The sequence below is a fragment of the Streptomyces sp. PKA51 genome, from assembly GCF_057552455.1.
Genome location: NZ_BAAJPZ010000004.1, coordinates 256028 through 280131 on the forward strand (window position 1 = coordinate 256028; position 24104 = coordinate 280131).

Annotated in this window: 22 protein-coding genes; 13 read left to right on the forward strand and 9 right to left on the reverse strand. The window is 72.4% G+C overall.

The window, feature by feature from the left end; translation table 11 throughout:
* Positions 1–378 precede the first annotated feature (378 nt).
* A complete protein-coding gene (locus tag AC27L3_RS08415) occupies positions 379–3009 on the forward strand; it encodes a transglycosylase domain-containing protein (protein WP_487233362.1) in 2631 nt (876 codons plus the stop codon).
* A 130-nt stretch (positions 3010–3139) separates the two neighbouring features.
* A complete protein-coding gene (locus AC27L3_RS08420; RefSeq protein ID WP_487233363.1) occupies positions 3140–4633 on the forward strand; it encodes a glycosyltransferase family 87 protein in 1494 nt (497 codons plus the stop codon).
* 63 nt (positions 4634–4696) lie between these two features.
* Here the strand turns inward: AC27L3_RS08420 and AC27L3_RS08425 are convergent, their stop codons facing one another.
* From AC27L3_RS08425 to AC27L3_RS08435, 3 genes are all read right to left on the reverse strand, one after another.
* Positions 4697–5728: an alanine racemase gene (locus AC27L3_RS08425; RefSeq protein WP_365964992.1), complete on the reverse strand. Its 1032-nt coding sequence runs from the start codon at positions 5726–5728 to the stop codon at positions 4697–4699.
* A 45-nt stretch (positions 5729–5773) separates the two neighbouring features.
* The gene (locus tag AC27L3_RS08430) at positions 5774–6892 is read right to left on the reverse strand and encodes a lipid II:glycine glycyltransferase FemX (RefSeq protein WP_344433028.1); all 1119 of its coding nucleotides are present in this window, start codon (positions 6890–6892) and stop codon (positions 5774–5776) included.
* Between the two features lie 101 nt (positions 6893–6993).
* Entirely contained in the window at positions 6994–7323 is a 330-nt protein-coding gene (locus AC27L3_RS08435) for a hypothetical protein (protein ID WP_365964993.1), read from the reverse strand.
* Between the two features lie 276 nt (positions 7324–7599).
* Between AC27L3_RS08435 and rpsF the strand changes: the two genes are divergently transcribed.
* The 4 genes from rpsF to rplI all read left to right on the forward strand — a co-directional run bounded on the left by rpsF (position 7600) and on the right by rplI (position 9335).
* Positions 7600–7890, forward strand: a complete 291-nt coding sequence (rpsF, locus tag AC27L3_RS08440) for a 30S ribosomal protein S6 (protein WP_049719052.1) — start codon at positions 7600–7602, stop codon at positions 7888–7890.
* Between the two features lie 83 nt (positions 7891–7973).
* On the forward strand, positions 7974–8558 hold the full coding sequence (locus AC27L3_RS08445) for a single-stranded DNA-binding protein (RefSeq protein ID WP_365964994.1): 585 nt from the start codon (positions 7974–7976) through the stop codon (positions 8556–8558).
* Positions 8559–8633: 75 nt separating this feature from the next.
* On the forward strand, positions 8634–8870 hold the full coding sequence (gene rpsR, locus AC27L3_RS08450) for a 30S ribosomal protein S18 (RefSeq protein ID WP_004950692.1): 237 nt from the start codon (positions 8634–8636) through the stop codon (positions 8868–8870).
* A gap of 18 nt (positions 8871–8888) precedes the next feature.
* A complete protein-coding gene (gene rplI, locus AC27L3_RS08455; RefSeq protein WP_344433031.1) occupies positions 8889–9335 on the forward strand; it encodes a 50S ribosomal protein L9 in 447 nt (148 codons plus the stop codon).
* Positions 9336–9588: 253 nt separating this feature from the next.
* Here rplI and AC27L3_RS08460 read toward each other — a convergent pair whose 3' ends face one another.
* Positions 9589–10941 carry an MATE family efflux transporter gene (locus tag AC27L3_RS08460; protein WP_487233364.1) on the reverse strand — a complete coding sequence of 451 codons (1353 nt, stop codon included), beginning with the start codon at positions 10939–10941 and terminating at the stop codon, positions 9589–9591.
* Positions 10942–11321: 380 nt separating this feature from the next.
* Here AC27L3_RS08460 and dnaB point away from each other — a divergent pair, with 380 nt between their 5' ends.
* Positions 11322–12800: a replicative DNA helicase gene (gene dnaB, locus AC27L3_RS08465; RefSeq protein WP_487233365.1), complete on the forward strand. Its 1479-nt coding sequence runs from the start codon at positions 11322–11324 to the stop codon at positions 12798–12800.
* Here the strand turns inward: dnaB and AC27L3_RS08470 are convergent.
* Positions 12767–14005 (reverse strand): MFS transporter, encoded by a 1239-nt coding sequence (locus AC27L3_RS08470; protein WP_487233366.1) that lies wholly within the window; start codon positions 14003–14005, stop codon positions 12767–12769. The genes dnaB and AC27L3_RS08470 overlap by 34 nt on opposite strands.
* A gap of 94 nt (positions 14006–14099) precedes the next feature.
* On the opposite strand from AC27L3_RS08470, the gene AC27L3_RS08475 reads away from it, so the two are divergent.
* From AC27L3_RS08475 to AC27L3_RS08485, 3 genes are all read left to right on the forward strand, one after another.
* Positions 14100–15485 carry a serine hydrolase domain-containing protein gene (locus AC27L3_RS08475; RefSeq protein ID WP_487233367.1) on the forward strand — a complete coding sequence of 462 codons (1386 nt, stop codon included), beginning with the start codon at positions 14100–14102 and terminating at the stop codon, positions 15483–15485.
* 95 nt (positions 15486–15580) lie between these two features.
* A complete protein-coding gene (locus AC27L3_RS08480) occupies positions 15581–16708 on the forward strand; it encodes a pyridoxal-phosphate-dependent aminotransferase family protein (protein WP_487233368.1) in 1128 nt (375 codons plus the stop codon).
* 330 nt (positions 16709–17038) lie between these two features.
* Positions 17039–17806: a TetR/AcrR family transcriptional regulator gene (locus AC27L3_RS08485; RefSeq protein ID WP_487233369.1), complete on the forward strand. Its 768-nt coding sequence runs from the start codon at positions 17039–17041 to the stop codon at positions 17804–17806.
* Here AC27L3_RS08485 and AC27L3_RS08490 read toward each other — a convergent pair.
* Positions 17777–18238, reverse strand: a complete 462-nt coding sequence (locus AC27L3_RS08490) for a GNAT family N-acetyltransferase (protein ID WP_487233370.1) — start codon at positions 18236–18238, stop codon at positions 17777–17779. The genes AC27L3_RS08485 and AC27L3_RS08490 overlap by 30 nt on opposite strands.
* 56 nt (positions 18239–18294) lie before the next feature.
* Entirely contained in the window at positions 18295–18753 is a 459-nt protein-coding gene (locus AC27L3_RS08495) for a MarR family winged helix-turn-helix transcriptional regulator (RefSeq protein ID WP_487233371.1), read from the reverse strand.
* A gap of 139 nt (positions 18754–18892) precedes the next feature.
* On the opposite strand from AC27L3_RS08495, the gene AC27L3_RS08500 reads away from it, so the two are divergent.
* From AC27L3_RS08500 to AC27L3_RS08510, 3 genes are all read left to right on the forward strand, one after another.
* A complete protein-coding gene (locus AC27L3_RS08500) occupies positions 18893–20107 on the forward strand; it encodes an MFS transporter (protein ID WP_487233372.1) in 1215 nt (404 codons plus the stop codon).
* A 168-nt stretch (positions 20108–20275) separates the two neighbouring features.
* A complete protein-coding gene (locus tag AC27L3_RS08505; protein ID WP_487233373.1) occupies positions 20276–20905 on the forward strand; it encodes an HAD family hydrolase in 630 nt (209 codons plus the stop codon).
* A 160-nt stretch (positions 20906–21065) separates the two neighbouring features.
* Positions 21066–22340, forward strand: coding sequence for a globin domain-containing protein (locus AC27L3_RS08510; RefSeq protein WP_487233374.1), 1275 nt, complete (start codon positions 21066–21068; stop codon positions 22338–22340).
* A gap of 115 nt (positions 22341–22455) precedes the next feature.
* Here the strand turns inward: AC27L3_RS08510 and AC27L3_RS08515 are convergent, their stop codons facing one another.
* Complete coding sequence (locus AC27L3_RS08515) at positions 22456–22971, reverse strand: NUDIX domain-containing protein (RefSeq protein ID WP_487233375.1); 516 nt, start codon at positions 22969–22971, stop codon at positions 22456–22458.
* A 59-nt stretch (positions 22972–23030) separates the two neighbouring features.
* Positions 23031–23927: a LysR family transcriptional regulator gene (locus tag AC27L3_RS08520; RefSeq protein ID WP_487233376.1), complete on the reverse strand. Its 897-nt coding sequence runs from the start codon at positions 23925–23927 to the stop codon at positions 23031–23033.
* Positions 23928–24104: the final 177 nt, after the last annotated feature.

The window sequence follows — 24104 nt, forward strand, 5'->3', positions numbered from 1 at the left end:
CCCCACAGCCTAGTCCTTGATGATCCGATCCTTATTGGTCCCTTATGCCGAGCTGATGTATCGACTCGATACATCCAGACGATAGGGCCGGCGCCCCGAGCGGACAAGAGCGGGCACGGTGAACGAGGTCACATCACTGATTCGTGGGACACAACGGGCCTGATTTGGAGTGAAGGTCCACAGAGGGCGTGATTTGGCCGTGCGTAGTCTGTGCGGCATGCAGACCAGCGGGAACCGGGTGACGCCGACACGCGTCCTCGACCCGTATGCAGCAGTGCGGACCGTAGCTCGGGGGGACAGCCGGCTCGCACACCGGGGGGAACGCAAGCCACCTGCAGCTGTCAGGCGCACAGTGCCTGCCCGAGGAGTAATCGTTCGATGAGCGAGCACCGCCGCAAGCCGCCGCAGCCTCAGGGCGGCGGACGCGCCGCGGCCCGTCGCGCGGCCCCGCAGCCGGCGTCCGGCCGTCGCGCCGCACCACACAGCAATCCGGGCGCGCCGGGTCACGGCCGTGACGGGGCCCGGTCCGTCGGCCGGGCCGACGCCCGCCGGAGCGACCGGCGATCGAGCGCCCCCGGCGGGCGCAGACGCCCGCCGGCCGCGGGAGCGGCCGGCGGGGGCCGCGGCGGCAGGAGGGACGGCCGGCCCGCGGCGAAGCGCTTCATCGACTACCCGCGCGCGGGGAAGACGGGCGTACGCCGCTGGATCCCGTCCTGGAAGCTGATCACCGGCATGATCGTCACCTTCGCCGGCCTGATCGTGGGCATCGTGGGCGTCGCCCTGGCGGTGGTGCAGGTGCCCGACGCGCAGAAGGCGTCGAAGGTCCAGAAGAACGTCTACTACTGGTCCGACGGCAAGCAGATGGTGGTCGCCGGCGGCGGCAGCCTCAACCGGCAGATCGTGCCGATCAGCCAGATCCCCACGTCCATGCAGAATGCGGTGATCTCCGCCGAGAACGCCAGCTTCGAGAAGGACTGGGGCGTCGACCCGATGGGCATCCTGCGCGCCGTCGTGAAGATGGCGCAGGGCGGTGAGACCCAGTCCGGCTCGACCATCACCCAGCAGTTCGTGAAGAACACCTACCTGAGCCAGGAGCAGACGCTCAAGCGCAAGGCCACCGAGCTGCTGATCTCGGTGAAGGTCGGTGCCACCAAGGACAAGCCGTTCATCCTGGCCGGCTACCTCAACACCGCCTACTACGGCCGCGGTGCGTACGGCATCCAGGCGGCGGCCCGCGCGTACTTCGACAAGGACTGCGCGGACCTCACGCCCAGCGAGAGCGCGTTCCTGGCGGCGACGCTGAACGGTCCGAACCTCTACGACCCGTACGGCGGCCAGGGGCCGGCGGCGACGCCGGAGAAGAACACCAAGCGCGCCACCGACCGCTGGAAGTGGACGCTGGACCGCGAGGTCCAGGTCGGCCGCATGGACAAGGCCGAGCACGACAAGTGGGTGGCCAAGGGCTTCCCGCAGCCGCAGAAGCCCAAGCCGGCGACCAACCGGGCGGGCCAGATCGGCTACCTCACCGACCTCGCCGACAACTACATCGTCGCCCACTCCAAGATCAGCAAGGCCGAGCTGGACAAGGGCGGCTACCAGATCTACACGACGTTCGACCGCGACAAGATCAATGCGCTGTCGCAGTCCGTCGAGGAGGTCCGCAAGGCCAACATCAAGCCGAAGGTGCGCGACGTCGACCAGTTCGTGCAGTTCGGCGGCGCGTCGGTGGAGCCCAAGACCGGCAAGATCGTCGCGATCTACGGCGGCGAGAACGCGCTGGAGCACTACACCAACAACGCCGACTACACCGGCGTCCAGGTCGGCTCGACCTTCAAGCCGTTCGTGCTGGCGGCCGCGATGACCCACGGCAAGCGCAACCCCGGCCTCGGCCCCAACCAGAGCGACAGCCAGCGCACCGTCGTCTCGCCGGAGAGCATCTACAACGGCAACAACAAGCTGACTCTGCGGACGTACAACGGCACCGTCTGGCACGACCAGGACGGCAAGGAATGGCACCAGCCGAACGACGGTGACGAGGACAGGGGCCTCATCACGCTGCGCACCGCCATGCAGTTCTCGGTGAACACCCCCTACATCCAGCTCGGCATGGACGTCGGCACGGACCTGGTGAAGGAGGCGGCGCTCAAGGCGGGCCTGGACAAGGACCAGCTGGCCTCGATCACGCCCACCTTCTCGCTGGGCACCTCCGCCCCCAGCGCCATCCGGCTCGCCGGGGCGTACGCGACGTTCGCGGCCTCCGGCAAGCAGGTCGACCCCTACTCGGTGGAGAAGGTGGAGAAGGACGGCAAGCCGGTCTACGAGCACGAGCTCAAGAGCGCCCAGGCCTTCGACGCCAACGTCGCCAACAACGTCACCGACGTGCTGAAGACGGTCGTGGAGTCGGGTACCGGCACCAAGGCGAAGCTCGGCGACCGCCCGGTGGCGGGCAAGACCGGTACGACCGACGGCAACCGCTCGGCCTGGTTCGCCGGCTACACCCCGCAGCTGTCGACGGCGATCGGCATGTACCGCGTGGACCCGAACGCCAAGAAGCAGGAGTTCCTCTCGATGCGCGGTGTGGGCGGCCAGCCCACGATCCACGGTGCGTCGTTCCCCGCCGAGATCTGGGCCGACTACATGGGCCAGGCGCTCAAGGGCCAGCCCGTGATGCAGTTCGACCCGCCGCAGCCGATCGGCCAGAAGGTCTACGGCGACGGGGCGAGCCCCGCCCCCAGCCCCGTGCCCTCGGCGGCCTCGCCGTCCCCGTCGGCGTCCCCCTCGCCCTCGAAGTCCCCGTCGGCGTCCCCCTCGCCGAGCGCGTCCTGCGGCGGGCTCTTCGAGCCCAAGTGCAAGCCGGGCGGCGGTGGCAAGGGCAACGGCGGCACGACCGGCGGCCCCGGCGGCAGCACGGGCGACATCGGCGGTGACATGGGCGACACCCCGTCGCCCACCCCGAGCCGCCGCGGTCAGCAGGGCGGTGGCGGCCTCTTCGGCGGCCCCGGCGGCTGATTGTCATACAAAGCAGGCGCGATGCGCCTGAGCAGGTCGTTTCACGGGCCGCTCCGCACTGTCGCGGGGCGGCCCGTGCGGTTGTCCACAGGCTCCGCGCCGCTCCTGGCCCGTACGGCAGGATGGGCGCATGAGGAGCGCGCGGGACGATCAGCCAGTACGGCCCACCGTCGAGGACGAGGTGGCCGCCGCCGGCAGCGAACTCATCGGGGGGCCGATGGGGCGGCGGGCCCTGCTCGGCGCGGGATGGTGGTCGCCGGTGCGGGTGATCGCCCTCGTGGCGATCGGCCTGTTCGCGCTGGGCATGGTGCAGAAGCTGCCCTGCTACAACTACGGCTGGTTCTTCGGCGCCACCACGCAGTACACCCACGCCTGCTACTCCGACATCCCCCACCTCTACTACGGGCGCGGCTTCGACCAGGGGCTCATCCCCTACTTCGAGCGCATTCCGCAGACCGTCTCCGGGGGCATGGACTACTTGGAGTACCCGGTGCTCACGGGCCTGTTCATGGAGGTGGCGGCGCTGCTGACACCCGGTGGCGGCACGCTGCAGCACCGCGAGCAGATGTACTGGTTCGTCAACGCCGGGATGCTGATGGCCTGCACCGCCGTCATCGCCGTGTGCGTGGCCCGCACCCACCGCCGCCGGCCCTGGGACGCCCTGCTGTTCGCCCTGGCACCGGCCTTCGCGCTGACGGCCACCATCAACTGGGACCTGTTCGCGGTCGCCCTGACGGCCGGGGCGATGGCGGCCTGGTCACGCGGGCGGACGGTGGTGGCGGGCGTGCTGATCGGCCTGGCGGCCGCGGCCAAGCTCTATCCGGCCCTGCTGCTGGGGCCGCTGTTCGTGCTGTGCCTGCGGGCCGGGCGGCTGCGGGCCTTCGGCTCGGCGGCGGCCGCGGCCGTCGCGTCCTGGCTCGTGGTGAACCTGCCGGTGATGCTCACGCACGACGCGAGCGGCTTCCACATCCGGCCGGGCTGGGCGAAGTTCTACACCTTCAGCCAGGAGCGGCCGATCGACTTCGGCTCGGTGTGGCTCTTCCTCTCCCAGCGCACCGGGAACCCCCTGGAGGACGCCAACACCTACGCGTCCGCGCTGATGATCCTGGGCTGCCTGGGCATCGGCGTCCTCGCCCTGTGCGCGCCCCGGCGCCCGCGCTTCGCCCAGCTGGCCTTCCTGGTGGTGGCCCTGTTCATCCTGGTCAACAAGGTCTACTCGCCGCAGTACGTGCTGTGGCTGGTGCCGCTGGCGGCGCTGGCCCGGCCCAAGTGGCGGGACTTCCTGATCTGGCAGGCCTGCGAGGTCCTGTACTACCTGGGCATCTGGTTCTACCTGGCCTACACCGGCAGCGGGGACAAGCACCAGGGCCTGCCCACCGAGGGCTACCAACTGGCCATCGTCGCCCACCTGCTGGGCACGCTCTACCTCTGTGCGCTGGTCGTGCGCGACATCTGGTTCCCCGAGCGGGACGTGGTGCGCCGCGACGGATCCGACGACCCCTCCGGAGGCGTGCTGGACGGGGCCCCGGACATATGGGTCCCGGGTTCCGTGCGCCGCGAGCCGCGGACGGAGCCCGCCTCGGTCGCACGCGTCGAGTGGGGCACCGGGAGCCGTAACCCGTGAGGTGACGGCCCCCGGCCCCGGATCACGGGGGTGGGAACAGTGGGATCGGCAGGAACAGCGGGATCAGTGATCGACCACGCGGTCGAACTGCGTGGTGGTGTGCCGCAGGTGGGCCACCAGCTCGTCGCCGACCTGCGGGGCGGGGGCGTCGGAGGGCACGAACAGGATCGAGACCTGCATGTGCGGGGGCTCGGCGAACCAGCGCTGCTTGCCGGCCCACACGAAGGGCGACAGGTTGCGGTTCATGGTGGCCAGGCCCGCCCGGGCCACGCCCTTGGCGCGCGGCATCATGCCGTGGAGCGCCTTGGGCGCCTCCAGGCCGACGCCGTGCGAGGTGCCGCCGGCCACCACCACGAGGTAGCCGTCCCCGGTGGCCTTCTGCTGGCGGTAGCCGAAGCGGTCGCCCTTGGCCACCGGCGTGACGTCCAGCACCGCGCCCCGGTAGTGGGTCGCGTCGTGGTCGCCCAGCCACAGCCGGGTGCCGATGCGGGCCCGGAAGCGGGTGTGCGGGAACTGCTGCTGCAGCTGGGCGAGCTCCTCGGCCTTGAGGTGGCTGACGAACATCGTGTGCAGCGGCAGGTGGGCGGCGCGCAGCCGCTCCATCCATGCGGCGACCTCGTCGACCCCGCTGGTGCCGTCGGCGTGGTCGAGCGGGAGGTGTATCGCGAAGCCCTCCAGGCGCACGTCCTCGATGGCCGCGTGCAGCTTCGGCAGGTCCTCCTCGCTGATGCCGTGCCGCTTCATGCTGCTCATGACCTCGATGACGACGCGCGCGCCGACCAGCCCGCGCACGCCCTCGACCGAGGAGACCGAGCGAATGGCCCGGTCGGGCAGCGGCACCGGCTCCTCGCCGAGCCGGAAGGGGGTCAGCACCAGCAGGTCACCGCTGAACCAGTCCTTGATGCGGGCCGCTTCGTAGGTGGTGCCGACGGCGAGGGTGTCGGCCCCCATGCGGGTGACCTCCTCGGCCAGCCGCTCGTGGCCGAAGCCGTAGCCGTTGCCCTTGCAGACCGGGATGATCCCGGGGAACTGCTGGATGACGGACTGCTGGTGTGCCCGCCAGCGCGCGGTGTCGACGTAGAGCGTGAGCGCCATGGCCGGTCCCGGAACCTTTCCCTGAGTGTCGTTGGAGCCGTTGGATCAGCGTCGAGACATGTACATGTCGAGCGCCTTGTGGAGCAGCTTGTTCAGCGGGAAGTCCCACTCGCCGAGGTACTCGGCCGCCTGTCCGCCGGTGCCGACCTTGAACTGGATCAGGCCGAAGAGGTGGTCGTTCTCGTCGAGCGAGTCGCCGATGCCGCGCAGGTCGTAGACGCTCGCGCCCAGCGCGTAGGCGTCGCGCAGCATCCGCCACTGCATGGCGTTCGACGGACGGACTTCGCGCTTGTGGTTGGCGGAGGCGCCGTAGGAGTACCACACGTGCCCGCCGACGATCAGCATCGTCGCCGCGGCGACGGCCTCGCCCTCGTGGACGGCGAAGTACAGCCGCATGCGGTTGGGGTCCTCGTTGTTGAGGGCCGTCCACATGCGCTGGAAGTAGCTCAGCGGCCGCGGGCGGAACTTGTCGCGCTCCGCCGTGATCTCGTACAGGTGCTGCCAGGTCGGCAGGTCCTCGTAGCCGCCCTGGACGACCTCGACGCCGGCCTTCTCGGCCTTCTTGATGTTGCGCCGCCACAGCTGGTTGAAGCCCTTGTGGACGTCCTCCAGCGAGCGGCCCTCCAGCGGCACCTGGAAGACGTAGCGGGGCTGGACGTCACCGAAGCCGGCGCCGCCGTCCTCGCCCTGCTGCCAGCCCATGCGGCGCAGCTGGTCGGCGACCTCGAAGGCGCGCGGCTCGATGAAGGTCGGCTGGACGTCGCGCAGGCGCTTGGCGTCCGGGTCGGAGATGCCGTTCTTGATGGCACCGGCGTCCCAGCGCCGGATGACGACGGGCGGGCCCATCTTCACCGAGAAGGCGCCCTGGCGCTTGAGGTGGGCCAGCATCGGCTCCAGCCAGTCGGCGAGGTTCGGGGCGTACCAGTTGATCACCGGGCCCTCGGGCAGGTAGGCCAGGTAGCGCTTGACCTTGGGCAGCTGGCGGTAGAGCACCAGGCCCACGCCGACGAGCTGGCCGGTCTTGTCGAACCAGCCCAGGTTCTCCGAGCGCCACTCGGCCTTGACATCCGCCCACCCCGGCACCTGCATGTGACTGGCCGCGGGCAGGCTCTGGATGAATGCCAGATGCTGCTCTCGGCTGATTGTCCTCAGGGTCAGGCTCATGCGGGGCGCTCCTCGGCAGGTGTGTCCCCATGGTCGGGGCTCCGGCTCTCGCGCCGAAGCCTACTGCGACCGGGGAGCGCCCCGTTTGGGCGTACGCCCCGCTATCCGATCACACCCCCGAAGAGCCCGCCGTGCGCCATCCCCAGGAAGAAGCCGATGGCGGCCGCCCCGAGACCGATGATCAGCAGGAAGCGCTCGCCGGTGGTGGCCGAGATGAACTGTCCCCAGGCCCCGCTGAGGATGCCGAGGAGTCCGCTCCAGGAGCTGAGCAGGTGCAGGTTGTCGAAGGCCGAGGAGATGAAGGCCACCAGGCCGAGCACGACCGTCACGGCGACGAAGGTGTTCTCGACCGGGTGGGGCTTTCCGTCGCTGTTGAGCAGACCGCCGAGCAGGGACCCGGGGCGGCGGGGCTGTCGTGCTGCCTGTGTCATGGGGGCACCTCCAGAAGGCAGGGGGCGCCGTATGGCGCCGGTCACACCCGTTCCGTCCAGACTGAGGGCCCGGACTGCCGGATTTCAACCGCACGCCACGGTGGGGGTACTCTGTACGGTCTGCACCGGTGTCTGCCCGGACCCAGCTTCGGTCCCGGGGGCAACCCAGGGACTCTCCGCTGATTGTCAGTGTCCGCCGATACCGTTGTTCACGCATCACGACCCTCCTGCCACGGATCGACCGTGGCCGCTGAGTCCAAAGGAGGTGGGTTCCACATGCGTCACTACGAGGTGATGGTCATCCTCGACCCCGATCTCGAGGAGCGAGCTGTCTCCCCGCTGATCGAGAACTTCCTCTCCGTCGTCCGTGAGGGCAACGGAAAGGTCGAGAAGGTCGACACCTGGGGCCGTCGTCGTCTCGCTTACGAGATCAAGAAGAAGCCCGAGGGCATCTACTCGGTCATCGACCTGCAGGCCACGCCTGAGGTCGTCAAGGAGCTCGACCGCCAGATGAACCTGAACGAGTCGGTCCTCCGGACCAAGGTCCTCCGTCCCGAGACCCACTGAGCCTGACGGCTTAGAGAGGTCATCGGGCTGCATCTCCAACGAGTAGCAAGCAGCCAGCAGCACACCCGCCGAGAGGTTCATCCATGGCAGGCGAGACCGTCATCACGGTCGTCGGCAATCTCGTCGACGACCCCGAGCTGCGCTTCACCCCGTCCGGTGCGGCGGTCGCGAAGTTCCGTATCGCGTCCACCCCCCGCACCTTCGACCGCCAGACCAACGAGTGGAAGGACGGCGAGAGCCTCTTCCTCACGTGCTCGGTGTGGCGTCAGGCGGCGGAGAACGTCGCCGAGTCGCTTCAGCGCGGCATGCGCGTCGTCGTGCAGGGCCGTCTGAAGCAGCGGTCCTACGAGGACCGCGAGGGCGTCAAGCGCACGGTCTTCGAGCTCGAGGTCGACGAGGTCGGCCCCAGCCTGAAGAACGCCACGGCGAAGGTCACCAAGACCACGGGTCGCGGTGGCCAGGGTGGCTTTGGCGGCGGCGGTGGCGGCCAGCAGGGTGGTGGCGGCTGGGGCTCCGGTCCCGGCGGTCAGCAGGGCGGCGGGGCTCCCGCCGACGACCCCTGGGCGTCCAGCGCTCCGTCCGGCGGCCAGCAGGGCGGCGGCGGAGGTGGCTGGGGCGGCGGCTCCGGCAACTCCGGCGGCGGCTACTCCGACGAGCCGCCCTTCTAGGTCCCCCCGGGGACCCGGGCCCGAAAGGGCCCGAGGGCGACAGCACAAAACTTCTTGATTCACAGGAGAGAGACAATGGCGAAGCCGCCCCCGCGCAAGCCCAAGAAGAAGGTCTGCGCGTTCTGCAAGGACAAGACCGCTTACGTGGACTACAAGGACACGAACATGCTGCGGAAGTTCATTTCCGACCGCGGCAAGATCCGTGCCCGTCGCGTGACCGGCAACTGCACGCAGCACCAGCGTGACGTCGCCACGGCCGTCAAGAACAGCCGTGAGATGGCGCTGCTGCCCTACACCTCGTCCGCGCGATAAGGGAAGGGTGACCAAAACATGAAGATCATCCTCACCCACGAGGTCTCCGGCCTCGGCACCGCCGGCGACGTCGTGGACGTCAAGGACGGCTACGCCCGCAACTACCTGGTCCCGCGCGGTTTCGCGATCCGCTGGACCAAGGGTGGCGAGCAGGACGTCGCGCAGATCCGTCGTGGTCGCAAGATCCGCGAGATCGCCACGATCGAGCAGGCCAACGAGGTCAAGGGCAAGCTCGAGGGCGTCAAGGTCAGCCTTGCCGTCCGTGCCGGCGAGGCCGGCCGTCTGTTCGGTTCCGTGACCCAGGCCGACGTCGCTTCCGCGATCAAGGCTGCCGGTGGCCCGGACGTGGACAAGCGTCGTGTCGAGCTGGGCGCGCCCATCAAGACCCTCGGCGCCCACCAGGTGTCCGTGCGCCTGCACGCCGACGTCGTTGCCAAGCTCGGCATCGAGGTCGTCGCCGCGTAATCGCTGCGCTCGGCAGACTGTACGAGGGCCGCACCCCTTTCGGGGTGCGGCCCTTTGCCATGCCCCTTTCGGGGGGCGGCCCTTTGCCGTGCCCGGGCGCCCTGTAGGGGCGCGGGGAACTGCGCGATCGGCCACCGACGGCACGCAGCCGACGCACCACCCGAGAGGCCGGGCGCAGCGCTGCACCGCACTGCGGGTGCGTCGTGGCTTGTCGCGCAGTTCCCCGCGCCCCTACGGGGCGCCCGGACGGGCCCTAGGGCCGTACCGCTCCGGTGACGAGCCAGTGGCCTGAGCGGGCTCGCAGCCAGAGGGTGGCCATCCGGACCGCCATCATCAGCGTCATCGCCCACCACAGGGCGGTCAGTCCGCCGCCGAGGGCGGGCACGAGCAGGGCGACGGGCGCGAAGACGGCCAGGACGAGGAGCATGGCCCCGGCCAGGTACGTCCCGTCGCCGGCGCCCATGAGCACGCCGTCCAGGACGAAGACGACTCCGGCGATCGGCTGGCCGAGGGCCACCAGGAGCAGGGCGGGCAGCATGGCGTCCCGTACTGCGGGGTCGGAGGTGAACAGTGGGATGAACACCGGCCGGCCCAGCACCACCAGGGCGCCCAGCACCACGCCGGAGCCGATGCCCCACTGGACCATCCGCCGGCAGGCCGCGCGGGCCCCGGCGGCGTCCCCGGCGCCCAGGTGGCGCCCGATGATGGCCTGACCGGCGATGGCGATGGCGTCCAGGGCGAAGGCCAGCAGGTTCCACAGGGACAGCACGACCTGGTGGGCGGCGATGTCGGTGTCGCCGAGCCGGGCCGCGACGGCCGTGGCGATCATCAGGACGGCGCGCAGGGACAGGGTGCGCACGAGCAGGGGCGCGCCGGCCCGGGCGCAGGCGCGTATGCCGGCGGCGTCCGGGCGCAGCGAGGCGCCGTGCCGGCGGGCGCCGCGGACCACGACGGCGAGGTAGGCGGCGGCCATGGCGCACTGGGCGATGACGGTGCCCCAGGCGGAGCCGGCGATGCCGAGGCCGGCGCCGTGGACGAGGCCGAGGTTGAGGGCGGCGTTGGCGGCGAAGCCGCCGATGGCGACGTAGAGCGGGGTGCGGGTGTCCTGCAGCCCGCGCAGGACGCCGGTGGCGGCGAGGACGGCGAGCATGGCGGGTATGCCGAGCGAGCTGATCCGCAGGTAGGTGGTGGCGTGGGGCGCGGCGGTCGGGGAGGCGCCGAAGACCTCGACGAGGAGGGGGGCGGTGGCGAGGACGCCCAGGGTGACGGCGGCGCCGAGGAGGAGGGCGAGCCAGATGCCGTCCATGCCCTGGCGGATGGCGGCCCGCAGGTCGCCGGCGCCGACGCGGCGGGCGACGGCGGCGGTGGTGGCGTAGGCGAGGAAGACGAAGACGCTGACGGCGGTGGTCAGGAGGGCGGCGGCGATGCCGAGGCCGGCGAGCTGGGGGGTGCCGAGGTGGCCGACGATGGCGCTGTCGGCCATGAGGAAGAGGGGTTCGGCGACGAGTGCGCCGAAGGCGGGGACGGCCAGTGCGAGGATCTCGCGGTCGTGCCGGCGGGCGGTGCGCCGGGCGGCCTGCCGGGCGGTTGTGGGCGCCTGGGCCACGGATGCCCTCCCATCTTCCACAGGTAATCAGTCCTCTTAGCTTACGCCCCTTACCAAGCGGGGTGTTGTGTGATCTTCTCTGTGCCGTTTGTCGTGATCTCCGGCCACGGGCGAAACTTTTTCTCCTCAACAGCCGGTGGATGGCAAAAGTGCAGGTCAGGCGGGTTGGGTCGGGGGGATTGTGTGTTTGTCCACAGCGCTGTCCCCCGTGCTGTGCACAGGTTACGGGGACTTCTCCACAGACTGGGGCCGCTCATCCACACCCCCTGTGGATAACCAGATTGGCTGACGGTGCCCGCGGCCCTACCGTGGACCGGCGGCCGCCGGAGTCGGGCGCGCTGTTCGTCGTCCGTTTTCCCCGTGCCGTAGGAGGTCCCCGGGTGAGTATCCCCGAGCCCATGGACGACCCTTGGGACGACGGCGGCCCCAGCGACCGGCTCCCCTTCCCCCGCGCCCGCCGCGGCGAGGGCAAGGGCCGGGGCGAGCAGCACGACCGCGGCGCCGAGGACGGCGCCTGGAGCGGCCGGGAGACCGGCTTCGAGCGCGTCCCCCCGCAGGACCTGGACGCCGAGCAGTCCGTGCTCGGCGGCATGCTGCTGTCCAAGGACGCCATCGCCGACGTCGTCGAGGTCCTCAAGGGCAACGACTTCTACCGTCCCGCCCACGCCACGATCTACCAGGCCGTCCTCGACCTGTACGCCAAGGGCGAGCCGGCCGACCCCATCACGGTCGCGGCGGAGCTGACCAAGCGCGGCGAGATCACCCGGGTCGGCGGCGCGGCCTATCTGCACACCCTCGTCCAGTCGGTCCCCACGGCGGCCAACGCGGAGTACTACGCGGAGATCGTCCACGAGCGGGCGGTCCTGCGCCGCCTGGTCGAGGCCGGCACGCGCATCACGCAGATGGGATACGCGGCCGACGGCGACGTCGACGACATCGTCAACAAGGCCCAGGCCGAGGTCTACGCGGTCACCGAACAGCGCACCAGCGAGGACTACCTCCCGCTCGGCGACATCATGGAGGGCGCCCTCGACGAGATCGAGGCGATCGGTTCGCGCAGCGGCCAGATGTCCGGCGTGCCCACGGGCTTCACCGACCTCGACGCCCTGACCAACGGCCTCCACCCCGGCCAGATGATCGTCATCGCGGCGCGCCCCGCCATGGGTAAGTCCACCCTCGCCCTCGACTTCGCCCGCGCCGCCTCGATCAAGAACCAGCTGCCCAGCGTCATCTTCTCCCTCGAAATGGGCCGCAACGAGATCGCGATGCGTCTGCTGTCCGCCGAGGCCCGTGTCGCGCTGCACCACATGCGCTCGGGGTCGATGACGGACGACGACTGGACGCGCCTCGCGCGCCGGATGCCGGACGTCTCGGCCGCGCCGCTGTACATCGACGACTCCCCGAACCTGTCGATGATGGAGATCCGCGCCAAGTGCCGCCGGCTCAAGCAGCGCAACGACCTCAAGCTCGTCGTCATCGACTACCTGCAGCTGATGCAGTCCGGCGGCGCCCGGCGCCCGGAGAGCCGCCAGCAGGAGGTCTCGGACATGTCCCGTAACCTCAAGCTCCTCGCCAAGGAGCTGGAGGTGCCGGTCATCGCCCTCTCGCAGCTGAACCGTGGTCCCGAGCAGCGCACCGACAAGAAGCCGATGGTCTCCGACCTGCGCGAGTCCGGCTCCATCGAGCAGGACGCGGACATGGTCATCCTGCTGCACCGCGAGGACGCGTACGAGAAGGAGTCGCCCCGCGCGGGCGAGGCCGACCTGATCGTGGCCAAGCACCGTAACGGTCCGACGGCCACCATCACGGTCGCCTTCCAGGGCCACTACTCGCGCTTCGTGGACATGGCCCAGACCTGATCCCGCCGCCCGCCCTCCAGCGGGCGCAGGACGAGCAGGACGGCGGTCGTGGCCGCGAGGAGGGCGACGCAGGCGCTGAAGACCAGCCCCGAGCGGAGCAGGCCGAAGGCCGTGGCCATGGCGCCGACGCCGACCACGGGGATCGAGATGGCCACGTAGAGCACCACGAACAGCGCGGAGGTCACCTCGCCCCGCCGCTCGGCCGGGGCGAGGTCCCCCACCGCCGTGACCGCGGCGCGGAACGACAGGCCCTGCCCGCAGCCCGCGACGAGGGCGCCGGTGACCAGCAGCGGCAGCGAGGCGGCGAGCAGCGCGGCGAAGATCAGGGCCATGCCCGCCACCAGCACCGTGCACCCCCACGGCAGGGCCCGGTGGACACCGACGCGGCCCATGGCGAGCTGGCCGGCGGTCGACGCCGCGAAGACCGCGCAGACGACCGCGCCGGCGACCGCGGGGTCGTGCACGCCGAGCACCTCGGCGAGGAAGCTGGGGGCCACGGACGTGAACAGCCCGAGCGTGGCGAAACCGGCGAAGCCGGCCATGGCGCCGGGGACGAAGGCGGGGCGCACCTGCCGCGGCACCCGCAGCCGGCGCGGGACGAAGGAGGCCCGGCGCCGGCCGCCCACGGTCTCGGGGATCAGCAGCACCCCGGCGAGGGCCACGGCGATCAGCGCCAGGTCGACGACGTACACCACGTGCAGCGGGTCGGGGGCGTACCGGGCCAGCAGGCCGGCGAGCAGGGGGCCGCTGCCGAGGCCGCCCATGTTGGCGGCGGTGGCGACGAGGACGGCCGTCCCGGCCAGGCGCCGGGGGGCGAGTTCGACGACGGCGGCCGTGGCCGTACCCGTGAAGAGCCCGGCGGACAGGCCGGAGAGCACCCGTCCGGCGAAGAGCTCGGCGAGGCCATGCTCGAAGAGGAAGCAGGCGGCGCTCCCCGCCGACAGCACGAGCCCTGCCAGCAGGACCGGCCGTCTGCCGACGACGTCCGACAGCTGCCCCATCAGGAGCAGGGCGGTGATGACGCCGACGGCGTAGACCGCGAAGATCACGGTGATCATCAGTGCGGAGAAGCCCAATTGCCGCTGGTAGAGCGCGTACAGCGGGGTGGGCAGGGTGGTGCCGCACATCACGACGGCGAAGGCGTACGCGGCCGTGGCGAAGGGCCAGGTGGGCCCGTCCGGTCCGGCGGGCTGATCGTGCGTCACGGCGCCTGCCTATCAAGGAGGCCCTCCGCCTTCCCCGCGGCACGCCCGGGAAAACCGGGCTGCCGCACCGGGTGGCCCTGGTTAGGGTGCGGACATGATCGACACGAGTGGGGTGCAGGGCGGGGACGGGCTGCTGCCGGGGACGCGGCGGGCCCTCCTGCGGCGGGTGGCGCAGGGGCAGGCCGAGGGCCGTACGCCCTCGATGGTGGGAGCCGTCGTGCGCGACGGGCACCTGGTGTGGGCCGCGGGGCGCGGGGACGTCGGCGGCCGCGAGCCGGACGCGGACACGCAGTACCGCATAGGTTCGATCACCAAGACCTTCCTCGCCGTGCTGGTCATGCGGCTGCGCGACGAGGGCCTGCTCGGCCTCGGCGACCGGCTGGGGCGGCACCTGGAGGTCTCCGAGGGGGCGGAGGCGACGATCGCCCAGCTGCTGTCGCACACCTCCGGTCTGTCCGCCGAGCCGCGCGGGCCCTGGTGGGAGCGCACGGACGGCAGCCTGCGCCCCGGCCTGGAGGACCTCTTCGGCGAGCACCCGCAGCGCCACCCGGCCGGACGCCTCCACCACTACTCCAACCTCGGCTTCGCCCTGCTGGGCGCGCTGGTGGAGAAGCTGCGCGGGGAGCACTGGTACGAGGTGCTGCGCCGCGAGGTGCTGCTGCCGCTGGGGCTGGAGCGCACCACGTTGCACCCGGTGGCTCCGCACGCCGACGGCTGGGCGGTGCACCCGTGGGCCGACGTCCTGCTGCCCGAACCGGCCGCCGACACCGGGCGGATGGCGCCCGCCGGGCAGCTGTGGTCGACGGCGGCCGACCTGGGCCGCTTCGCCGCGTTCCTCATGGCCGGCGACGACCGGGTGCTGCCGGCGGCCACCGTCGAGGAGATGCGCACGCCGCTGGCCGAGCCGCAGGGCGCGGACTGGACGGGCGGCTACGGCCTGGGCGTCCAGCTCGTGCGCAAGGACGGCACGGTCCTCGCCGGCCACACCGGCACGATGCCGGGCTTCGTGGCCCAGCTGTGGACGGACCCGCGCGAGGGCATCGCCTCCGTCGTCCTGGGCAACCTCACCTCCCTGCCCACCGCCGGCGCCGTCGCGACCGACCTGATCACCACCGTGGCCGAGCTCGAACCCGGCCTGCCCGCGCCCTGGCGGCCCCTGAAGGACGCGGACCCGCAGCTGCTGGAGCTGACCGGGCCCTGGTACTGGGGTGCGAGCCCCTTCGCCCTGCGGCTCGGCGCCGACCGCGCCCTGTCCCTCGCGCCGGTGGGCGGCCCCGGGCGCGCAGCCCGCTTCCGCCCCGAGGCCGACGGCACCTGGACCGGGCTCGACGGCTACTACGCGGGGGAGACCCTGCGCGTGGTGCGCACCGCCGACAACGCCGTGAGCCACCTCGACATCGGCACCTTCGTCTTCACCCGCCACCCCTACGAGCCCCGGGACGCCGTGCCCGGAGGAGTCGACACGGGCGGCTGGCGATAGTCGGATCGTCGTCACGCGGTGGACCACGGACGTAGAGTCGACCGGGAGAACGGCGGCGCCCGACCACGCGGCGCGACACCCACCTGGAAGGCATTGTGACTGCCCACATCGCACCGGACCTGCTCGACTTCCCGCCTTTGGAGGCCGGCCACTTCGCCCGCATCGAGGACAAGGTCGCGGCGCTGATGCGCACCCGCCGGACCGTCGTCGCCATGCAGGGCGAGGCGCTGCTGCCGCTGGAGGCCGCCATCCGCTCGGCCGTACGCCCCGGCAGCACCGCGCTGAACGTCGTCACCGGCCCCTACGGGGAGACCTTCGGCGGCTGGCTGCGCTCGTGCGGTGCCGACGTGGTGACGGTGACGGCGCCGTTCACCGGCGCGGTGAGCGCCGAGCAGATCGCCGAGGCGCTGCGCGCCCACCCCGCCATCGACTTCGTGAGCCTGGTGCACGCGGAGGCGGCCACGGGCAACACCAACCCCGTCGCCGACATCGCCGCCGTCGTGCGCGAGCACAGCGCGCTCCTGATGCTCGACGCCGTCGCCTCGGTGGCCGCCGAACCGCTGCTCACCGACGAGTGGGGCGTCGACCTGTGCGTCATCGGCGGCCAGAAGGCCATGGCCGGCCCGGCCGGCGTCTCGGCCGTCTCCGTCAGCGAGCGGGCCTGGGAGCGCATCGCGGCCAACCCGCAGGCCCCGCGCCGCTCCTACCTGTCCCTGCTGGACTGGAAGGAGCGCTGGGTCGACGCCGGGCGCTCCGCCCTGCCGCACGCACCGGCCCAGCTGGAGATGCTCGCCCTGGAACAGGCCGTCGACCGCATCCAGGAGGAGGGGCTGGACGCCGTCATCACCCGCCACCGGGCCGCCTCCGCGGCCACCCGGGCCGGCGTGCGCCTGCTGGGCGCGCTCGCCCCCTACATCGTACGGGACGAGGACGCCGCGCCCGCGGCGACGACGCTGCGCGCCCCGCAGGACCGTGACGCCCGGGACGTGGTGGCCGCGGCCCTGGCCGCCGACGCGTCGGTGCCGCTGCAGGCGGCCGGCGGCGCGCTGGCCACCGAGATGATCCGCGTCAACCACTACGGGCTCGACGCCGACCGCGAGGTCGTCCTCGCGACCCTGGAGGCGCTGGCCGCGGGCCTGCGGGCCCTGGAAGTGCCGGTCGCCGAGCCGGACGAGGCCCTGGCCGCGGCGGCCAAGGCCTGGGACGCGGCGTCCACGGCCTGACGGTGCCCCGCAGGGGCGCAGGACGTGTCCGGCGCCCCTGCGGGGCACCACGGCGCCCCGTAGGGGCGCGGGGAACTGCGCGACAAGCCACGACGCACCCGCAGGGTCCGGGACGGCAGGTCAGCTGCGGGCCGTCGGTGGCTGATCGCGCCCACGCGGTGCTTGACGGCCTAGCCGCCCCCGGCGCTTACCGCGCCGGGGGCGGCTTTTTGCTGCTCTTTTCGTCTTTGGGCTTATTTGCCCCGGTATGGCGCCGCTCCGGCTCGTTCACACCCGCGGATAGAATCGGAACCCTGATCCCGTTTCGTTTTCCGGCCGCGGAAGGACCCCATGGCACGCCGCAGCACCCCCGTACGGGCCCCCGCGGAGCTGCGCGCGGACGCCCGGCGCAACCGGGCGCTGGTGCTGCGTGCAGCCCGCTCCGCCTTCGAAGAGGCCGGGCTGGCCGTGCCGTTGGGGGAGATCGCCCGCCGTGCGGGGGTGGGCACGGGTACGGTCTACCGCCATTTCCCCTCCAAGGACGCCCTGTTCAGGGCAACGGTGGCCGACCGGGTGCGGCTCTTCACCGATACGGCACGGGAGTTGGCGGGCGTCGACGACGCCGGGCCGGTCTTCTTCCGCTACGTGGCGGCGGTCGTCCGGCTGTCCGTGCGCAACAAGGGGCTCTGCGACGCGCTGGAGGGCACGTTCCAGCCCTCGCCGGGCGTGGAGGAGGACTTCCGCGCCGCCCTCGCGGTACTCCTCGAACGGGCCCAACAGGCGGGCGCCGTACGGTCCGACGTCACCGTCGACGACGTACGCGCCCTGCTCGTCGGCTGCCTGTCGATGGAGCAGCGGCGCGGGCCCCAGGTGGCGCCGGGCCGGATGACGGCCCTGGCATGCGACAGCCTCCGGCCCGGGCGGCGCGTGACGAAACTCCCGCCGAACCCGGCACTCGCGCGTAACGAAACGCAGTGCGCCGCGTGCGGCGGCCCGGTGACGCCGGCGCGCACGGGCCGGCCCGCCCGGTACTGCACGGCGGCCTGCCGCCAGCGGGCCCACCGGGAGCGGGCCCGCTCCCGGGCGGGTTCAAAGGTGGTACTTGAAGCCGAGGTGTGACGCCTCGAAGCCGAGCCGCTCGTAGAAGCGGTGCGCGTCCACCCGGGTCGCGTCGGACGTCAGCTGCACGAGGTGACAGCCCTCGCGTCGCGCGGTGTCCACGGCCCACTCGACGAGCCGGCTGCCCAGGCCGCTGCCGCGCTCGTCCGCATGGACCCGCACCCCCTCGACGGTCGCGCGCGTGGCACCGCGCCGGGAGAGACCCGGGATCACGGTCAGCTGCAGGGTGCCCACGACGCGGCCGTCCTCGCGGACGGCGACGACCAGGTGCTGGTTGGGGTCACCGGCCAGGCGCGCGAAGGCGGCGCGGTAGGGGGTCAGGTCGTCGGGGGACTCGCGCGCCGCGCCGAGGGGGTCGTCGGCCAGCAGCGCCACGACGGCCGGTACGTCGTCGGCGGTCGCCCGCCGGATCGCTATCGCCAGGTCACTCATGATCGGTGACCTTATGCGCGGGAAACCGCGGTGCCCAGGGGGCGGCGGCTGCCGGGTCAGGCGCTCGTCAGCGACTCCACCGCCGCCACCAGGGGGGCGAGTTCCGGGCGGGTGGCGGCCTCGTCCAGGGCTTCGCGCAGGGCGCGGGTGTTGGTGGGGCGGGCTTCTTCCAGGAGGGTGAGGCCGGCGGGTGTGACGTCGGTGTAGATGCCGCGCCGGTCCGTCAGGCACAGGTAGCGGGTCAGCAGGCCGCGCTCCTCCAGGCGGTTGACCAGGCGGGTCGTCGCGCTCTGGCTGAGGACGACGGCGTCGGCGACCTCGTTCATGCGCAGGTGGCCGCCCTCGCCGTCGTGCTGCCGGCTGAGGACGTCGAGCACGGAGAACTCGCGCACGCTCAGGTCGTGGTGCTCCTGCAGAGCGCGCTCCACGTGGGCCTCGATGCGGCCGTGCAGCGCGGAGAGCGCGCACCAGCCCTGGGCCAGCCCCACCGGTGCGGGGTCCGTCGTGCGGGACATGGGGTGGGCCTCCTTTGCCGCGTCCGTGCCGGTCGCCCCCAGGATATCTCTCCGATGCAATAGCAGGCGCTTGCAAGCAAATGCGTCTGCAATTATTGTCGAAGCCCGTAGAGACCGTTTGCAACGAAAGCTGCCTCCCATGCCCCTCGCCCTGCTGGCGCTCGCCGTCGGTGCCTTCGGCATCGGCACCACGGAATTCGTCGTCTCCGGCCTGCTGCCCGAGATCGCGGCCGACTACGGCGTCTCCATCCCCACCGCGGGCTTCCTGACCACCGGCTACGCCCTCGGCGTCGTCGCCGGTGCCCCCGTCCTCGCGGTGCTCGGCAGCCGCGTCCCGCGCAAGACGATGCTGATGGCCCTGATGGGGCTGTTCGTGGCCGGCAACGCGCTCTCCGCGGCCGCCCCCGTCTTCTCCGTCATGCTCGCCGGGCGCGTCGTCGCCTCGCTCGCGCACGGCGCGTTCTTCGGCATCGGCGCGATCGTGGCCGCCGGCCTGGTCGCCCCGCAGAAGAAGGCGGGCGCCATCGCGATGATGTTCACCGGCCTGACCGTGGCCACGGTGGCCGGAGTGCCGCTGGGCACGCTGCTCGGCCAGCACGCCGGCTGGCGCGCCACCTTCTTCGTCGTCGCCGGGCTCGGCGTCCTCGCCGTCCTCGGCATCGCCGCACTCGTCCCCCACCAGGGACGCCCGGAGCGCCGGCCGGTCGCCGGCGAACTGGCCGCCTTCCGCAATCCGCAGGTGCTGCTGGCCATGGCGATGACCGTCCTGGGCTTCGGCGGCGTGTTCACCATGAGCACGTACGTGGCGCCGATGATGACCGAGGTCGCCGGCTACGCCCCGCAGTCGGTGACCTGGCTGCTGGTGCTCTTCGGCGTCGGCATGCTCGCCGGCAACCTCGTCGGCGGGCGGTACGCCGACCGTGCGCTGATGCCCATGCTGTACACCGCCCTCGCCGGACTGGCGGTGCTGCTCGCCCTCTTCCCGCTGGCCGCCCACGACAAGGCGGCGGCCGCGGTGGCCGTCATGCTCGTCGGCGCCTTCGGCTTCGCGACCGTGCCGCCGCTGCAGAAGCGGGTGCTGGACCACTCCGCCGAGGCGCCCACCCTCGCCTCGGCCGTCAACATCGGCGCGTTCAACCTGGGCAACGCGATCGCCGCCTGGCTCGGCGGCCTGGTGATCGCCGCCGGTCACGGCTACACCTCGCCCGCCTGGGTGGGCGCCGCGATGGCCGCGTCGGCACTGCTGCTGGCCCTGGTCGCGGCGGCCCTGGAGCGCCGTACGGGCTCCGGCGGCGGCCGGATCGTGGCGGTGGGGACGCCGGCGGCGCCGGTGACCGAGACGGCCGCCCCGTAGGGGCGCGGGGAACTGCGCGACAAGCCACGATGCGCTCGCAGAGGGGGTGCCGGGGCGGGCCGTCGACTGCGGGCCGTCTCTGGCTTATCGCGCCCCCGCGGCGGCAGCCGCAGATCGGCACGGACTCGCGCCCCTACGGGGCGCCACGCACGGCCTAGGCTCCCGGGCATGAGCAGACTGCACGTGTTCGATCTCGACGGAACGCTGATCCACGGCTCGGCCGCCGCGGTGGAGATAGCCCGGCAGCTGGGGCTGGAGGCGGAAACGGGCGAGCTGGAGCGGGAGTTCGCCGCCGGGCGGCTGACGCCGTCGCAGTTCGCCGAGCGCGCGGTCGCGCTGTGGACGGAGCTGACCGAGGCCCAGGTGGCCGCGGCCTTCGCCGGCGCGCCGTGGCTGGCCGGCATCGAGGAGGTGTGGGCGGCGATCCGGGCCCGCGGCGAGCGGATCGCGGTGATCTCGCTGTCGCCCGCGTTCTTCGTCCGGCGCCTGCTGGACTGGGGTGCCGACGCCGCCCACGGCTCGCGGTGGCCGTCGGTGCCCTTCCGCGAGCGGGTGGACCCGGCGGGCATCCTCGACGCCTCGGCGAAGGTGCGCATCACCGATGCGCTGTGCGCACGGTACGGGCTCGGGCGCGCCGACTGCGTGGCGTACGGCGACTCGATGTCGGACGCCGAACTGTTCAAGGTCGTGCCGGTGTCGGTCGCGGTCAACGCCGACCACCACGTGCGGGACGTCGCCACGCACGCCTACCGTGGCACGGACCTGCGCGAGGCCCACGCCCTCGTCGCCGGCGCCTGAGCCGGGGGCCGGGAACCCCGGGGCGGGGCCGCCGGGCCGGGGCCACCCTAGAGCAACGTCCCCGCGCCCGTTCGGACTTCTGCTGAATCGTTCTGCCACCCGATTTGCCGGTGGCAGGCTGCGCTCCATCAGCAGACGATGACGTCCGAGCGAGGGAACGATGGACGCTCCCGGCACCCCGGCGACCGGCGGAGGCATACCGGCCTGCGCGACCGCGCCACCCCCCGGCCTCGGCGGCCGCTGGCAGCCGCTCGCCTACCAGGAGCGGGCGCACCGACCGGAGAAGGCCGCGGCGCAGCCGTCCGCCGACGTGGTGCTCGTGCGCCGCACGCTCGCCGAGATCGAGCCCGTGGCGGACAAGGTCACCTCTTACTTCTACGCCCTGCTCTTCCTGCGCGACCCGGACCTGCGCGCCCTGTTCCCCGCGGCCATGGACGTCCAGCGCGACCGGCTGTTCAAGGCGCTGCTGACCGCCGCCCGGTACGCCGACGACGTGCCGGTGCTCACCACGTACCTGTCGGACCTGGGCCGTGGGCACCGCAAGTACGGCACGGTCGCCGCCCACTACCCCGCCGTCGGCGAGGCGCTCCTCGGCGCGCTCGCCCGGCACGCCACGCAGACCTGGGACGCGGCGGCCGAGGCGGCGTGGGCGCGGCTGTACACCACCGTCTCGCAGATCATGATCGACGCGGCCGCCGCGGACGAGCGCACCTCCCCGCCCTGGTGGCAGGCGGAGATCGTCGCCCACGAACCCCGCAACCACGACGTCGCCGTGATCACCGTCCGGCCCGACGCGCCCTACCCCTTCCGCGCCGGGCAGCATGCGAGCGTGGAGACGCCCTGGTGGCCCCGGGTGTGGCGGCACTACTCCTTCGCCTGCGCCCCCCGCTCCGACGGCCTGCTCACCTTCCACGTGCGGGCCGTGCCCGCGGGCTGGGTGTCCGGGGCCCTGGTGCACCGGGCCCGGCCCGGCGACGTCGTCCGCCTCGGGCCCCCGGCAGGGTCGATGGTGGCCGACCACAGCACCGACGACGGCATGCTCTGCCTGGGCGGCGGCACCGGCATCGCCCCCATCAAGGCGCTGGTCGAGGACGTCGCCCAGCACGGCCGCAGCCGCCCCGTCGAGGTCTTCTACGGCGCCCGGCACGACGACGACCTCTACGACCTCGACACCCTGCTGCGGCTGCAGAAGGTGCACCGCTGGCTGTCGGTGCGCCCGGTGGTCTCCGACGGCCCCACGCTGGGGCTGAGCGGGCGGCTGCCGCAGGTCGTGCGCAAGTACGGGCCGTGGACGGCGTACGAGGCGTTCCTCTCCGGGCCGCCGGGCATGGTCCGCAGCGGGGTGGACGCCCTGCTGGGCATCGGCATCCCTGCGCACCGCATCCGGCACGACTCGCTGGACGAGCTGCTGGCCTCGGCACCGGGCGCCCCGTAGGGGCGCGGGGCCGTGCCTATGTGCGGCTGCCGCCGCGCAGCCGAGGTGCTTGTCGACCTGCGGGCGCGTCGTGGCCGATCGCGCAGTTCCCCGCGCCCCTACGGGGCGCCCGGTGTCACCCCAGATCAGGAGCGAGCAGGGCCAGGATGCCCTCGACGTTCTCACGCAGGTACGTGCGCAGCGAGGGTGGGACGACCTCCACCGACTCCAGGCCGTCCGGCGTGAAGGGGATGCGCACCACCTCGTACGTGCCGTGGGGCTCGTCGATCTCCGGGCCGTGCCGCCGGGAGAGGTCCATGGAGGCGAGCCGGCAGACGAAGAAGTGCTGCACCTTCACGCCGTGGGCGGCGTGGTGCAGGGAGTGGCGGACGGTGTCGACGAAGGCGGGGACGACGTCGGTGACCTTGGCGCCGAGTTCCTCGTCGACCTCGCGGTGCAGGGCGGCGACGACGGTGGGGTCCTGCGGCTCGACGCCGCCGCCGGGGGTGATCCAGTAGGGCGGCTCGCCGGGCTTGGTGCGTTTGATCAGGATCAATTCGTGGCCGGCCGGGCGGGAGCCGCCCTCCGGCGCGTCGGGGATGTCGAGCAGGATGGCGCGGGCGGTGCGTTTGACCACGGGGCGTTCGGTCATGGGGAAGATCTGCCGCGCGGACCGGCGGGCGAAACGCGGACGGCGGGTGAAAGGGCGGCTCACCACGACACCGCTGCGCGCAGCAGCCATTCGTGCGCCCGTGCCAGCTGCGGGTTGCCGAGCGTGCCGGCGCGGACGACGAGGAAGTACGTGCGCAGCGGCGGCACCGGCGGGTCGAGCAGGGCCACCACCTCCCCGGCGTCGAGGGCGTCGCCGCACAGGTAGCGGGGCAGGACGCCGATGCCGGCCCCGGCGGCGACGCAGGCCAGGACGGCGCGCAGGTCGGGGACGACGACGGTGCCGGCGGTGACGGGTGCGGCGTCGAAGACGGTGGCCCAGTAGCGGGCCAGGAGCGGCAGGCTCTCGTGGACCTCGACGACGGGCAGCCCCTCCAGGGCGCTCGCGCCCTTGTCGCGCAGGACGGCCGGGCCGCCGAGCCGGGCGGCCCAGCGGGGGGCGGCGACCAGGACGTGTTCCTCGTCGCACAGCGGGGTGGCGGTCAGCAGGGGGCCGCGGGGGCGGGTGGTGGTGACGGCGAGGTCGTGGTGGCCGGCGGCCAGGCCCTCGAAGAGCTCCTCGGCCATGCCGTGGGCGGCGCGCACGGTCAGGCCGCGGCCGATGAGGGGGGCGAGGGCGGGCAGGACGCGCAGGGCGGTGAACTCGGGCGGCCCGGCCAGGTGCAGGGTGCGGGCGGGGCCCTGGCCGGCGAAGCCGGATTCGGTGATCTCCAGCAGGGCGTCCACGTGCGGGGCGATGCGGTGGGCCAGTTCGTCGCCGGTGGTGGTGGGGCGTACGCCGCGGGCGACGCGCAGGAAGAGCGGGCGGCCGACCTGGCGTTCGAGGGCCCGGATCTGGCTGGTGACGGCGGGCTGGGAGAGGCCGAGGAGGGCGGCGGCGCGGGTGAGGGAGCCGGCCCGGTGCACCGTGACGAACGTGCGTAAGAGGGCCAGGTCCATGTGTCTCCCCTTGGCTTGTCGCCACTGATTGTGGGGGAACTATAAATAAGTCGATAGGGCGGTGTCGCCGGCGTGATTGGACACTGACGCTGAGTCAACTAGCCTGGTTCGCGCGGCTCTTCCTCGTGGAGCCGGGCGGCTCGAGCCAAGAGGGGGGAGGCTCGAGCCGCCCTTTGC